This is a genomic window from Elizabethkingia miricola (genome assembly GCF_001675285.1).
Classification (GTDB): domain Bacteria; phylum Bacteroidota; class Bacteroidia; order Flavobacteriales; family Weeksellaceae; genus Elizabethkingia; species Elizabethkingia miricola.
In genome coordinates, this window is record NZ_LSGQ01000030.1 from 319,786 (window position 1) to 334,181 (window position 14,396).

14 protein-coding genes are annotated in these 14,396 nt (G+C 37.1%); 7 read left to right on the top strand and 7 right to left on the bottom strand.

Annotated elements, in window-relative coordinates; all coding sequences use genetic code 11:
• The first annotated feature begins 83 nt into the window (after nt 1–83).
• The 7 genes from ccoS to ATE49_RS15945 are packed head-to-tail and all read left to right on the top strand — an operon-like array spanning nt 84 to nt 6,407.
• On the top strand, nt 84–299 hold the full coding sequence (gene ccoS / locus ATE49_RS15915) for a cbb3-type cytochrome oxidase assembly protein CcoS (protein ID WP_065082931.1): 216 nt from the start codon (nt 84–86) through the stop codon (nt 297–299).
• 12 nt (nt 300–311) lie between these two features.
• Nucleotides 312–2,585, top strand: coding sequence for a cytochrome-c oxidase, cbb3-type subunit I (gene ccoN / locus ATE49_RS15920; RefSeq protein ID WP_034871734.1), 2,274 nt, complete (start codon nt 312–314; stop codon nt 2,583–2,585).
• A 14-nt stretch (nt 2,586–2,599) separates the two neighbouring features.
• On the top strand, nt 2,600–2,797 hold the full coding sequence (locus ATE49_RS15925) for a cbb3-type cytochrome oxidase subunit 3 (protein WP_021347422.1): 198 nt from the start codon (nt 2,600–2,602) through the stop codon (nt 2,795–2,797).
• 12 nt (nt 2,798–2,809) lie between these two features.
• Nucleotides 2,810–3,703, top strand: a complete 894-nt coding sequence (locus tag ATE49_RS15930; protein WP_045182959.1) for a cbb3-type cytochrome c oxidase N-terminal domain-containing protein — start codon at nt 2,810–2,812, stop codon at nt 3,701–3,703.
• A 42-nt stretch (nt 3,704–3,745) separates the two neighbouring features.
• Entirely contained in the window at nt 3,746–5,200 is a 1,455-nt protein-coding gene (ccoG, locus tag ATE49_RS15935) for a cytochrome c oxidase accessory protein CcoG (RefSeq protein WP_059156017.1), read from the top strand.
• Nucleotides 5,201–5,202: 2 nt separating this feature from the next.
• Nucleotides 5,203–5,673: a FixH family protein gene (locus tag ATE49_RS15940; RefSeq protein ID WP_009086791.1), complete on the top strand. Its 471-nt coding sequence runs from the start codon at nt 5,203–5,205 to the stop codon at nt 5,671–5,673.
• On the top strand, nt 5,658–6,407 hold the full coding sequence (locus ATE49_RS15945) for a sulfite exporter TauE/SafE family protein (protein WP_045182953.1): 750 nt from the start codon (nt 5,658–5,660) through the stop codon (nt 6,405–6,407). Before ATE49_RS15940 ends, ATE49_RS15945 begins: the two co-directional genes overlap by 16 nt.
• A 76-nt stretch (nt 6,408–6,483) precedes the next feature.
• Here the strand turns inward: ATE49_RS15945 and serS are convergent, their stop codons facing one another.
• The 7 genes from serS to ATE49_RS15980 form a co-directional block, all read right to left on the bottom strand.
• Nucleotides 6,484–7,749: a serine--tRNA ligase gene (gene serS, locus ATE49_RS15950; RefSeq protein ID WP_065082932.1), complete on the bottom strand. Its 1,266-nt coding sequence runs from the start codon at nt 7,747–7,749 to the stop codon at nt 6,484–6,486.
• A gap of 84 nt (nt 7,750–7,833) precedes the next feature.
• The gene (locus ATE49_RS15955) at nt 7,834–8,301 is read right to left on the bottom strand and encodes a hypothetical protein (protein ID WP_260256192.1); all 468 of its coding nucleotides are present in this window, start codon (nt 8,299–8,301) and stop codon (nt 7,834–7,836) included.
• A gap of 70 nt (nt 8,302–8,371) precedes the next feature.
• Nucleotides 8,372–8,860 carry a hypothetical protein gene (locus tag ATE49_RS15960; RefSeq protein ID WP_065082934.1) on the bottom strand — a complete coding sequence of 163 codons (489 nt, stop codon included), beginning with the start codon at nt 8,858–8,860 and terminating at the stop codon, nt 8,372–8,374.
• Nucleotides 8,861–8,877: 17 nt separating this feature from the next.
• Complete coding sequence (locus tag ATE49_RS15965; protein WP_065082935.1) at nt 8,878–9,663, bottom strand: (Fe-S)-binding protein; 786 nt, start codon at nt 9,661–9,663, stop codon at nt 8,878–8,880.
• Between the two features lie 75 nt (nt 9,664–9,738).
• Nucleotides 9,739–11,073 carry a (Fe-S)-binding protein gene (locus ATE49_RS15970; RefSeq protein ID WP_065082936.1) on the bottom strand — a complete coding sequence of 445 codons (1,335 nt, stop codon included), beginning with the start codon at nt 11,071–11,073 and terminating at the stop codon, nt 9,739–9,741.
• 14 nt (nt 11,074–11,087) lie between these two features.
• Nucleotides 11,088–12,035 carry an MlaD family protein gene (locus tag ATE49_RS15975; protein WP_045182943.1) on the bottom strand — a complete coding sequence of 316 codons (948 nt, stop codon included), beginning with the start codon at nt 12,033–12,035 and terminating at the stop codon, nt 11,088–11,090.
• Between the two features lie 116 nt (nt 12,036–12,151).
• A complete protein-coding gene (locus ATE49_RS15980) occupies nt 12,152–14,305 on the bottom strand; it encodes a peptidylprolyl isomerase (RefSeq protein WP_065082937.1) in 2,154 nt (717 codons plus the stop codon).
• Between the last annotated feature and the right edge of the window lie 91 nt (nt 14,306–14,396).

Genomic DNA, 14,396 nt, shown 5'->3' on the forward strand with positions numbered 1-14,396 from the left:
AACGCTTTTTAACGTTCAATGACTAATCTCATAGATAATATGTAAATTTGCAGAAGCAATTGTTTCATATATTTGCACAACTTATGGACATTCTATATTTAATGATTATATGCAGCGTTTCGTTGGCTGTTATCTTCTTAATTATTTTTATTATAGGAGCCAAAAACGGGCAGTTTGAAGACGACGAATCCCCTGCTGTGAGAATGCTTTTTGATTCTGAGATTCAGAAGGAAAAAGATCAGGAAAAAAAACAGCCGAAGGACGAGATAGAAGAAGACGAAAAAATAGATAAAAAATAGCGATTTTATAAAATGGAGACACAAAAGTTTAGTTATGACAATAATATCGTCCGTGCATTCTTGTACGCAACGATTGTATTTGGTATAGCAGGATTTATATTAGGGCTTACAGCAGCTCTGATGCTTTTCTACCCTGAATTACCGGAATTCCTTTTCGGTACAGATGATACAACAATTCAGAGTTTGAAAAGCGGAAATATTCAGGGACTAATTAATACACAAGGAGCACTTGGTTTTGGTAGAATCAGAATGATGCACACCAATACTGTTATCTGGGCTTTTGTATGTAATTCATTTTTCTGTGCCGCATACTACAGTATGCAAAGGCTACTGAAAACCAGAATGTACAGTGATACACTTTCATGGGTACACTTCTGGACTTGGCAGATTATGATTGTTGTAAGCTGGGTTACTTTTGCAATGGGCTTCAACACTTCAAAAGAATATGCAGAGCATGAATGGCCAGTAGATATACTTATCCTTATTTCATGGGTAGTTTTCGGTCTTAACATGTTTGGTACAATTGCTAAGAGAAGAGTAAGACATTTATATGTAGCCATTTGGTTCTATCTTGCAACATGGATTGGGGTAGCATTACTTCACATTGTAAACAACTTAGAAGTTCCATTAGATTTCTGGAAGTCATATTCAGTATATTCAGGGGTAAAAGATGCTATCGTACAATGGTGGTATGGACACAATGCAGTAGCATTTGTACTGACGACACCAGTATTAGGTATGATGTATTACTTTATGCCGAAAGCTGCTGACAGACCAGTATTCTCTTATAAATTATCTATTATTCACTTCTGGTCTCTAATCTTCGTATACCTTTGGGCTGGTCCTCACCACCTTCAGTATACAGCTTTACCAGGTTGGGCTCAGGCTTTAGCAACAGGTTTCTCTATTATGCTTATCGCACCATCTTGGGGAGGTATGCTAAATGGATTATTAACATTAAGAGGAGCTTGGGATAAAGTAAGAGAAAATCCGGTACTTAAATTCTTCGTAGTAGCTGTTACATGTTATGGTATGGCAACATTCGAAGGACCATTATTAGCAACAAAAACATTAAATAAAATTGGGCACTTTACCGACTGGGTAATTGGTCACGTACACTTAGGTGCACTAGGATGGAATGGCTTTATGGCATTTGGGGTAATTTACTTCATGGTTCCAATCTTATGGAGAACTAAACTTTGGTCAATAAAACTAGCTAACTGGCATTTCTGGTTAGGTACATTAGGAGTTATCTTCTATGCAGTACCAATGTATATCTCTGGTTTCACACAAGGTTTGATGTGGAAGCAATTTAACCCGGATGGTACTTTGATGTACAAAAACTGGTTGGATACTGTAACAGCGATTATTCCTTACTACAAATTAAGATTCCTTGGAGGTTCCCTGTATTTAACAGGTGCAATCCTAATGGTAGTGAATATCTTCAAAACTGTTAGACAAGGTTCTTTCCAAAAAGAAGTTCCTGCAGAAGCTCCTGCATTAGCTAAAATTGGTAATGACAGAAAAGCTGGTGAACCTGTTCACTTATGGATTGAAAGAATGCCGGTTCTACTTTCTATCGGAGCATTCATTACACTATCTATTGGTGGTGCTGTAGAGATTATCCCTACACTAACAATAAAGAAAAACGTTCCTACAATTTCTGCGGTTAAACCTTATTCTCCGTTAGAATTAGAAGGACGTGACTTATATATCCGTGAAGGATGTAACGCTTGTCACTCTCAGATGATCAGACCTTTCCGTGATGAGATTGTGAGATTTGATGGTAAAAACGGTCAGTATTCCAAAGCTGGTGAATTCGTATACGATCACCCATTCCTTTGGGGATCTAAGAGAACTGGTCCGGATTTACAAAGAGAAGGTAATAAAAACCCAGATTCTTGGCATTTCAAACATATGTATAACCCGAGATCAACATCTCCAGGTTCTATTATGCCACGTTTCCCTTGGTTAATTACAAACGAGTTGGATCGTACACATATGGTAGACAAAATGAAACTAATGAAAAATTCATTTGATATACCTTATACTAAAGGACAGATAGATTCAGCTAATGCATGGGCAGATAGCCAGGCTAAAGTAATCGTTAAGAAAATTTTATCTGAAGCTGCGGATGTTAAAGATCAAGTAGATAAAGAAAAAGTTGCTAAAGGAGACAAATTTGTTCCAATAGAGAAGAGAGAAATTGTAGCACTTATCGCATACCTTCAGAGATTAGGTACTGACATTAAGACTACAGATGTACAGACAGCAAGCAACAACTAAAAAATAATATTAAAATGATCCCTCAGAACTTTAAAGACATACTAAGCAACGGCGAAAATGTAGGGTTATACCAGACTCTGGCGCTTATCTTATTTGTATTGTTCTTTATAGGATTGGTATATGTGGTTTTTAAAAAACCTAAAAAATACTACAGGGACAGAGAAAATGCACCATTGGAAGATGGTGACGAAATCAATAATAATCTACATTAAGAAAAAAACGATATGAAACCAAGAACGCCCGTATTTGTAAACTTTGTAATTGTGGTGGCTTTGCTAATCATTGTTTACAATATGTTTGTGCAAAACACTTCTTTCTTTGGCTCTCCATACTTCTGGGCTACTATTATTATTGCCGGAATCATGGTATTTATAGCAAACGGAATTGGTGATCTTATAGAAAACAATCGTTTTCAAAAGCTATCCGAGGAAGAGAAGAAAGCTTATCTTGAAGACAAGAAGACTCCATACTACAAAAGATTGTGGGCTTCTGCATTCAAAAAGCAATCTAATGCTGAAGAGCAGGATATGATCATCGACCATGGTTTCGATGGTATTACAGAATTAGACAACGCACTTCCAAAATGGTGGTTAGGTCTATTCTACTTCGGATGTATATTCTGCGTAGTGTACGTTTCTGCTTATGCATTTACTGACTATGCGCACCCGGTAGCAGAATATGAAAAAGAATACAAAGAACAGTTAGCTGCAATTGCAGAGTATGAGAAAACAGCTCCTAAGATTACAGTAGAAACTGCAAAATATGACCCTGCGAATATCCCTGAAGGACAACAGTTATTTGACTCTAACTGTGCATCTTGTCACGGACAGGGTGGTAAAGGGGGAATCGGTCCTAACTTAACAGATGACTACTGGATTAACGTTAAAGAACAAGACGTTTTCCACAACGTTTTCTGGATGGACGAAAACGGATCTCCTAATAACCCTGCGATGAGAGCCTTTATTAAAGAAGGTGTAATTACAGGAAAAGATGCTGAAAAAATTGCAGCATACATTTACCACATTAATCAGGAGATACCTCCGATTACACAAGCACAAGGAGGAGCAGCTCCGCAAGGAGAAGTCGCCCCATGGGTTAAAGGAACACCAAGAAAGTAATAGCCCAGCTATTACTTTTTATTTTTTATATAGGACTGAGTTATGGCAACAGAAAAACAAAAATCAGATTTTGAACAGGCTTACGTTGTAGAGGCCGAAACATTTAGGGATTCTGTAGGTACAATGGACAACACCGGTAAACGGAAATGGGTATTCCCGAGGAAACCAAAGGGAAAATACACCAACTACCGAAACATTGTAAGTACACTCCTGCTAATTGTATTTTTTGTTTTACCGTTCCTGAAAATAAACGGAAACCCTGTTCTGAAATTTAATATTCTGGATCGTGAGTTCTTTATTTTCGGGCAGCCATTCTACCCTCAGGACTTTTTTATTCTGACAATAGGTGCTATTACAGGATTAATCTTCATTACACTGTTTACTGTTGTTTTTGGTAGAATATTCTGCGGATGGATATGCCCTCAGACAATTTTTATGGAAAGTGTTTTCCGTAAAATAGAATACCTTATAGAAGGTGACAGAAACAAACAAATTCGTCTCGATTCACAGCCATGGAATTCAGAGAAAATCTGGAAACGCGGACTGAAGTGGAGCCTCTTCATTCTTATCTCATTAATTATTTCCCACCTGATGTTCTCTTATATCGTAGGATATGAAAGAGTGCTGGAAATAATGAAAGAAGGACCTGTTAAGAATTACGATAATTTCCTTGTCATGATTCTGTTTTCAGCAGCGTTCTATTTTGTGTTTGCGTGGTTCAGAGAGCAGGTATGTACACTGGTTTGCCCATACGGAAGATTACAAGGTGTATTGATCGATAAAAAGACCATCAACGTATTCTATGATTTTAAGCGTGGTGAAAACCGTTCTAAATGGAGAAAAGGCGAAGATCGTAAGGCAGCAGGAAAAGGAGACTGTATCGATTGTGGACAATGTGTTGTTGTATGTCCGACGGGTATTGACATTCGTAACGGCCAGCAGTTGGAATGTATCAACTGTACAGCATGTATTGATGCCTGCGATGAAGTAATGGACAAAGTTGGTCTTCCAAAAGGACTGATTCGTTATGCTTCTGAAGATGAAATAGAGAAAGGAGAGAAATTTAAATTCACAACAAGGATGAAAGCTTACGCTGCAGTTTTGCTTTTACTTATTGTAGGATCTTCATTCATTATCCTTAACCGTTCTGCTGTTGAAGGTAAATTTATAAAACCTGCAGGATCTACTTATTACGTAAAAGACAGCCGTACAATCAATGTATACAATTATACTCTTCTTAATAAAAGTAATGAAGACAAAGTTGTTACTATTAAAATAATCTCACCTCAAAATGGAGAAATTGAAGTAATAGGCGGGGTTAACAAAATTATTATGAAGCGGGATGTTTCCACTAAAGGAACAATTAATATCTCCTTCCCTTCAAAAGAAATAAACCTTTCAAAACAAAATATAGTTATCGGAGTTTATGACCAGAAAGGAGCCCTTATCGACTCTTATGAAACCTACTTCGAGGGACCATTTAAAATGACGTTGTAATTATGAAATCTAAATTCACTTGGGGACATGGGATGGTCCTTGCATTAGCAGGCTTTATTGCTTTTATACTTGGAATGATATTCTTCTATACAAGAGGTTATCAAACCTCGGAAATGGTATCAGAAAACTACTATGAAGACGAATTAATATACCAGGATGTAATCGACGCTAAAACAGCAGCGGCTAGTTTAGCAGAAAAACCTGTATATACTCAGAATGCTGATGGAATAAGAATTACTTTTCCAAAGCAGTTTACCAATGCTAATTCAAAATTCAAATTTTTCCTGTTCAGAACTGAAGACTCTAATCTGGATATTAAAAAGGAAACTGAATTAGACAGTAATAATTCTATTTTTATACCAGCTAAAGCAGGTATATTAAAAGACGGATCTTACACATTAAAACTTAACTGGAAAGAAAATTCCGGTAAAGCATATCAGATAGATTATAACCTTATATGGACTTCGCATTAGTCATATCAGCTATAGGATTAGGTTTTGCATCCGGGTTTCACTGTATCGGGATGTGCGGCCCTATTGCTCTTTCTATGGGGCTGACTAAACAGCAGCAGACCAATTTCTATTTGCAAAATCTGACTTACCAGTTTGGACGTATACTTACATATACTGTTTTAGGCGCCATTTTGGGCATTATAGGCGAAGGATTCGAGATGGCAGGGTTCCAGCAGGTTCTTACCATTTCCGTTGGAATTATGCTTATTATTATGGCTTTATTTTCTTTCGGAGGAAAAGACTTTGCTTCCAGAATACCTTTTATCAATAAGGCATTGTTAAAAGTGAAGATTAATCTGGGCCGGCTATTGCAAAAAGCAGATTACAAATCCCGTTTTACCACAGGATTACTGAACGGTCTACTACCATGTGGTATGGTCTATATGGCACTTACAGCTTCACTGGCTGCTGGTGGCGTATGGCAGGGGGCTGCATTTATGGGAATTTTCGGACTTGGAACTTTTCCATTTATGTTCGCAGTTGTACTGGTTGGAAATTTAATGAATCAGGCTTTAAGAATAAAGGTTTTAAAAGTGATTCCTATCGTTATGATTATTCTTGGCGGACTTTTTATTCTCCGTGGTATGGAAATAGGTATTCCGTATCTTTCGCCTGCTTCTGAGGCTATGGGAATCTCTAAAGATGCTGCAAGCTGTCACACTCCGGGACACAGTTCCGAAGAACATTCACATTAAAATTTATTTTGTTAATTATAAAAAGAAAGCGACCTGATTATTAATCGGGTCGCTTTCTGTATATTATTGAATTTGATTAGATTTTATCAAATCCTGTATAAGCTCTTAATTTCTCCGGAATAGCAATTCCGTCTGCAGTCTGATTATTCTCTAAGATTGCAGCCATAATACGTGGCAATGCCATTGCAGAACCATTTAGTGTATGTACCAGCTGAGTCTTACCATCTGCTTTATAACGACACTTAAGTCTGTTAGCCTGGAAAGATTCAAAGTTAGATACTGAACTTACTTCTAGCCATTTTTCCTGTGCAGCGCTCCATACTTCGAAATCATATGTCATTGCAGCTCCAAATCCGGTATCTCCACCGCATAGTCTAAGAATACGGTAAGGAAGCCCAAGGTCTTCAAGAATACCTTTTACGTGCTCTACCATTCCGTCCAAAGCAGCATAAGAATTTTCAGGCTTTTCAAGTCTTACAATCTCTACCTTTTCAAACTGATGCAGTCTGTTTAATCCTCTTACATGGGCACCATAAGATCCTGCTTCTCTTCTGTAACACTGAGAAAATGCTGTATGAAGAATAGGCAATTGTCTTTCTTCCAATAATTCGTCTCTGTAAAGATTAGTTACCGGCACTTCTGCAGTAGGGATAAGATATAACTGATCTTCGTTGATGTAATACATCTGCCCTTCTTTATCAGGCAGCTGACCAGTTCCGTATCCAGAAGCTTCATTTACCACATGTGGCGGGTTTACTTCAATATATCCGGCTTCAGTATTCTTATCCAGGAAGTATTGTACTAATCCACGTTGTAAACGTGCTCCTTTGCCTAAATAAACCGGAAACCCTGCTCCGGCAATCTTCACCCCCAATTCAAAATTGATGATGTTATATTTAGCTGCCAGCTCCCAATGCGGGATTGCCCCTTCTCCTAAACCTTCAACATCACAATTCTGGAATACAATTTCATTATCGGTTTCAGATACACCAGCTTTCACAAGCTCATTAGGGATATTTGGAATCTGATAAAGAATCTGTAAAAGTGATTTTTCAACCTCATTTAATTCATGCTGAAGTTCTTTACTTCTTTCTTTAATGTCTGTAGTCTTTTGCTTCGCTGCTTCAGCTTCTTCTTTTTTGCCTTCTTTCATTAAAGCACCAATCTCTTTCGAGATTTTGTTCATTTCGGAAAGTTGCGAGTCAAGTTCAAACTGAATTTTCTTACGTTGGTCATCAGTGGACACAGCCAAATCTACCAATTCAGGGTTCTTGAAATTTCTCTTTTGTAAACCTTCTAAAACGCGTGCTTTCTCATCACGCAAAAAATTAACTTGTAACATAATATGAATTGTTTTGCAAAGTTAAAAAAACCATGCTGTAAATTATAAAATTCTGAAAAGATGTGTGTGTATTTTACCGGAAAATTATTGTTTGGTAATTAGGATATTTTTTGGCTGGCCACTGGAACCATTAAAAACTTCATTACCGTTTAATTTAATACTCGATACGCTAAAAAGTGTTGGTGTCCAGGAGTAGATAATATCTAATTGATCCTGTGCCATCACTTTTGTATCATTAGCGACTTTATTATAATTAATTAAAATCTGAGATTCATATTTCTTACTGGTAGCAGTTGAATCAGGTAATCCCTGCCTTGTAGCTCCGGCAATATACTGCATATAGTTTTTCTTGGCATCATCCACTCCCGGTGTTATACCCGAAACTGCAGTATTACCCGTAATAGACAAATTATCTATAAAGGTAATTCTACTGGCATATCCTGTAGCATCATTCGGAATAATAAGATCATTGCCATTAGTATCCTGAAAATATATATTGATCGTCTGATCAATATTCTGGTGTACACCATCATCCTGCCTGCAAGCTGTCACAAGCAGAAAAATAAATGCTAACCCGAAAAAAAATTGCCATTTCCTCATATACAAAACTAACAGCTATAACTTAGGCAATATGACCTGCCCAGCTTTTTTTAAGTGGAAGTAAAAAGTTACTTAAGAAATCCAGATAAGTGTTTTTAGAAAAGTCAAAAACTTCAACGTTCTCATCTATCTCTCCATTTTTTACTTTAGAGCGAAAATCTGTAAGTTTCAATGTTTTTACTGCTCCGTTCTCCAGGTAACAAGCTTTCATTCTGTCGAAAAGCCCAAGCTGATAATCTGCATCAATTTCATGCATTAGTTTACCCAATGCATCTATACTGCATCCGGAAGCCATCTCTTTCTCTTCGTCTACACAGATAATAATAAATTGATTCTTTTCGATTTTAAAAGAAGCTTCAAGCTCTTTTCCATGTGCCTTCCATCCGCCTAAAAAATCATAAATACGTTCTGTAATATCTTTAGCTTCCTTAGCCGTAAATGCTCTGCTTGCCGGATAAGTAATAACTCTGTAATCGTTAGTTTCTACAACTTCTGAAGATTCAATTTTCATCACAATACAATTTAATTCTACAATTCTTCTGCTTCAGCTATAAGCTCAACAATATCTTTTACCTGAACTTCTTCATTTTTATTAAAATGCTTCACACCATCTGTCATCATTGTATTACAGAACGGGCAACCCGTTGCTACAATATTTGGTTTCAGTTCCAGTGCTTCTTCTGTTCTTTCTATATTGATGTCTTTATTACCTTTTTCGGGCTCTTTAAACATCTGTGCACCACCTGCTCCACAACATAGTCCGTTGGTTTTACAACGCTTCATTTCTACAAGCTCTGCATCCAGTTTTTCAAGGAGCTGTCTTGGTGCCTCATATTCATCATTTGCACGACCAAGATAGCATGGATCGTGGAAAGTAATTCTTCTTCCTTTAAAGCTTCCACCTTCTATTTTCAGTCTTCCATCAGCCATTAACTCCTTTAGGAATTGTGTATGATGCAATACGTCATAATGACCACCCAGTTCCGGATATTCATTTTTCAGAGTATTGAAACAGTGTGGACAAGCTGTTACAATTTTTTTTACTTCGTATGCATTTAGGATTTCTATGTTGGTTAGTGCCATCATCTGGAAAACGAACTCGTTACCTGCACGTTTTGCAGGATCACCTGTACAACTTTCTTCCTGTCCCAATACAGCAAACTCTACTCCTATTTTATTCAGGAGTTTTGCAAAAGCTTTTGTTATTTTTTTAGCACGATCATCAAAACTTCCGGCACAACCTACCCAGAATAATACTTCCGGAGCTTTGCCTTCAGCCATATAATCAGCCATTGTTTTTATAGTGAAGTCCATTTTTCTTAGTTTACCAATTTATCAATGTAACTGTTTACCAATATTGCTACATTGTTATATTTTTACATTGTTATATTAGCTTTCGTTCGCCCAGTTTAATCTGTCTGCCTGATTATACTGCCAAGGTGCAGCATTGTTTTCGATATTCGTCATCATCAGATTAAGTTCCTGAGGTGCCGAAGACTGCTCCATTACCATAAACCTTCTCATTTCGAATATAATGGAAAGTGGATCAATAAGTACCGGACAAGCTTCTACACAAGCATTACAAGTTGTACATGCCCATAACTCTTCACGGGAGATATAATCGTCCAAAAGCTTTTTACCATCATCTACAAACTTCCCGTTTTTATTAATGTTTTTACCAACCTCTTCCAGTCTGTCTCTCGTTGCCATCATAATACGACGCGGTGAAAGCTTTTTCCCGGTGATATTTGCCGGACAAACAGCTGTACAACGGCCACATTCTGTACACGAGTAAGCATTAAGCAATTGTACTTTATTCAGATCGAACACATCATTTGCCCCAAATTTATCAGGAACTGCATTTGGATCTGCATCTGCAGGTGCTGCGGCATATGGATCTGCATTTGGATCCATCATCAGCTTTATTTCTTTTGTCACAGAATCAAGGTTATTGAATTTCCCTTTCTTCTGAAGATTTGCAAACCATGTATTAGGGAAGGCAAAAATAATATGCAAATGCTTAGAGTAATACAAGTAGTTCATAAAGAAGAATACTCCTATAATATGAAACCACCATGCTGCCTTTTCTGTAAAGATCAGAAAGCCATTACTAAAGTTGTTAAATATCGGTGCAAACAGATGAGAGCTAACCGGGAAGTTACCATGTACAGGTAAAATTCCTCTCTGCTGTAAAACCCAATCTGCAGTGTTCATTTTAAAGAATGCCATCATCAGGGCAAATTCTATAACAAGAATCCAGTTGGCATCATTCTTCGGCCATCCCAGTAGTTCTTTCATATTAAGCCGGCGAACATGTACAATGTTTCTTCTTATAAAGAATATAACAATAGAAACCGCTACCAGGAAAGCCATAACTTCTAAAACAGCAGTAAACACATTGTAAAAACTGTGTCCTAATACTCCGGCAAGGAAACGGTGCGTACCGAAAAGTCCATCTACAAAAATCTCTATAAGCTCAAGATTTACAATAACAAATCCTAAGTAAACCAAAATATGCAATATCCCTGCAACAGGTCTTTTAACCATTTTGCCCTGACCAAGTGCCACACGGCCCATAATAGCCCAACGTTCATTTTTATTATCTGAACGATCGATATCCTTTCCCAGATTAACATTACGCACAAGCTCTTTAAGGCTCTTAAAGAAAAGTCCGAAACCTACTATAAGGAGGATAAGAAACAAAATGTTACCAATATATTGCATATCTAAATTTAATATTATTTAGCAGATTTACCAAATACCGAAATATTAATATAACGTTTCGGGTTGGCTTTAAGGTCTTCCATCAACGCATTAAGCGAAGCGGCAGACTTATTAAGGTTGTTATACAGTTCTTCATCTTTGGTCAGTTTACCTAAAGATCCTTTTCCGGATTCTATCCCTGCAATAACCTTATTTAACTGATCAGATGTTTCGCTTAATTTAGCAACTGCATCATTCAGCTGTTTTGTATTAATGCTTTCAGCTACCTTACCATATTTATCTACAGTACTGTTAGCCGTAATCATTGTTTTATTAGCATTATCCAGCACATTGTTCAGTCTGCCTTCACTACCAGCCAAAAGTTTGTTGGTCTGTTGTGAGGTTATTTTGAATGACTCAACCGTACCATTAAGATTTTTCAAAAGAAGCTTAATCTCTCTTCTGTTTTCATCATCCATAATTTTGTTGGTACTTGCTACAGCAGAATCAAGACGGGATAATACAGATGTTAGTTTATCTTTTACCGGCCCTACCTGAGACGAAAGGCTATTCATCATAGACTGTTTGAAAGCTCCCTTCAGAGTATCACCATTTTTAGCGTATGGTTGGTTATATGCCAGATTAACTCTGATTTCTTTGCCAGACATTAGTCCTGGTTCAAAAATTTCAACATTTGAATTTTTTGAAAACACAAAATCATTATTAACACTAATTTTTACCACAAAATAAATATGACCATTACTCTGGGTCATCGGCTTAATCTCTGTAACCTGACCTACCTTCAATCCATTGATGGACACAGGGCTTGATTTTGCGAGGCCTTCTACGTTGTCGTATTTTACATAGTAGTTATCATCTGTTGAGAATAAACTCTTCCCTTTCATAAACTGAAAAAGAATAACAAAACCAACGATGGCCAAAATTGCTATAAGTCCTGCTTTAACTTCTTTGGAAATTTTCACGAATATATATTTTAATGAGCAAATATAAGGTTTTTTAAAGTATGAAAAATTATTCAATAAATAGAAAAAGCAACCGATAACGGTTGCTTTTTATGTTGTTAGAATATCTTTATTTTTTAGTGCTGACCTGCGGCTGCCTTATTATAAATCTCTATTCTGTAATCTTTAATATCAGATTTGTCCTGAAGACTCTTCAATAAAGCCTGTCCGTACATCTGTGATCCTTGCTGCATCAATGCCTGAGCAATTGACTTCGTATCTCCACCTTGTTTGTTTTCAGCAACAGACTTTTTAACCACCACATATACTCCGGCAGTACCTTCAACTGGCTTAGAAAGCTGGTTAGCTTTTGCACCAAATGCAGCACCTGCAACTTTAGGCTCCATTCCTCCACCTAATGCAGGGTTCAGAATGTTAATCTGTCCGCTTTCTTTAGCAACTCCGAAAAGCTTTGCAACCTGATCCAATGAAGAAGGTTTCTGAGCATCGATCTTTTCAATAATCTTTTTAGCTAAAAGCTGGTTCTTTACAATTGGTTCAATTTCCGAACGTACAGATTCAGGATCAGCAAGACCTGCATCTTGTTTTCCGTTCAGGTAAGCTACCACATAATCACCATTACTTGTAGTAAAGATATTAGTATCTCCTGCTTTTGTTTTCTTATCAAATGCCCATGCTAATACATCTGCATCTTTATCTGTATTAATTCCCTGGATTTGTCCCTGGAAACGTTTTGCCATTTTTGGATTAGCAAAAGTGTAATTCTTCTTCTTTGCAATGTTGCTAAAGTCATTGAAGCTCTTACCTTGTACTTCCTGAATAAATTTATTTGCTTCAGTGTATACAGTACTATTTGTTTTATCAGAAGCTTTGATCTCTTTTACAAGATTAGCCACTTTGTAACCCATAGCTCCTGACTTCTTGTCTTCGATGTTGATGATATGATAACCAAATTGAGTTTCAACAACACCTGTAGCTCCTTTTGGATTTGCAGCTAAGTATGCTTTAAATTCAGGAACGAATGGCGTTTCTGGAGTAGTCCATCCCAATTCACCTCCTTGCGCAGCAGATCCCGGATCAGCTGAAAACTTAAGAAACTCAGTAAATTTAGCAGGGTTAGCTTTTACAACAACGCCAATACTATCTGCAAGCTTTTTAGCCTGTTCTTTTGTTCTTTTTTCTTTTCCTGCCTGATCAGCTGGGCTTCCCTTGAAAGCAATAAGAATATGTCTTGATTTTACAGAATCACTAGGCTGTTTCCCAACTAATTTAGAAACAACATAGTAACGGTCCTGTACTTTGTATGGTCCGAATGACTGTCCTACAGCTGCACCCCCTAAGAAACTTCTGATTTCTTCTGGCTGCTGAGCCAATGCTAAGAACTGAGAATTGAAAGGTACATCAGAATTAACTGTAACGAACATTGAGTCGTTCTTTGTATTCTGGAAACTTTCAACTCCTGCACCCATATCAACACCCTGAGTATTCAGTTTGTTAATTTCCGTTTGAGTAGCAGCTTCATCCTGAGCGCTTGGTTTAGCCGGGAACAATACAATCCCGATATTTCTGCTTGGATCTGCTTTGAACATCAATGGATGTTTTTTGATATAATCAGCAAGATCCTGAGTTGTAACTTTTACATTATTGACACGTGCAAATGCAGCATAATCTACTTTTACATAATCAATATTCGCTAACTGATCTCTTTCTTTCAAGATTTCAGCAGCTTCTTTATTGTTGGCAGTAACTCCGGCAGTAACGTTTGCAAAGAACTGTCTTGCCATGATACGGTACTCAATACCTTTTTTCATTTTAAGCCAGTTAGCATACTGCTCCGGGTTCTGGGCTTTCATAGCCTCGATTTCTTTTTTAAGTTCCTGAACTTTAAAGTTCCCTTTTTCGTCTACCAATTGAGGATTCTGAGCAAACATCGGATCGTACTGAATTTGATTCCAGAACATTTCGTCAGTTAATTTCAGTCCCATTTTTTCAAACTGCTGTTTGATTAGTTTAGACTGAATAATCATTTGCCATGCCTGCTCTTCTAAAGCCTCTCTAGGCTGTCCCTGAGACTGTTGTTGTAAAAGAAAAATCTGATCATCCAGTTCTTCACGGGTGATTTTTTCTCCGTTTACTTTTCCTAAAATATTAGGGTCTTTACCAAATACTTTGTCCAAGCTATCTGGGTTAACCAGGAAAGCCAAAAGCGCGATGGCTAAAAAACCTATCAGGATCCAAGGCCTCTTTCTAATTTCACTTAAAACTGCCATTAATAATGTATTTTCGTTTTAAAATTATTTGTAAACTTTTATTGAATATCAAGGTGCGAAAATAAACATTTTTAATGGAATAAAGAATTTT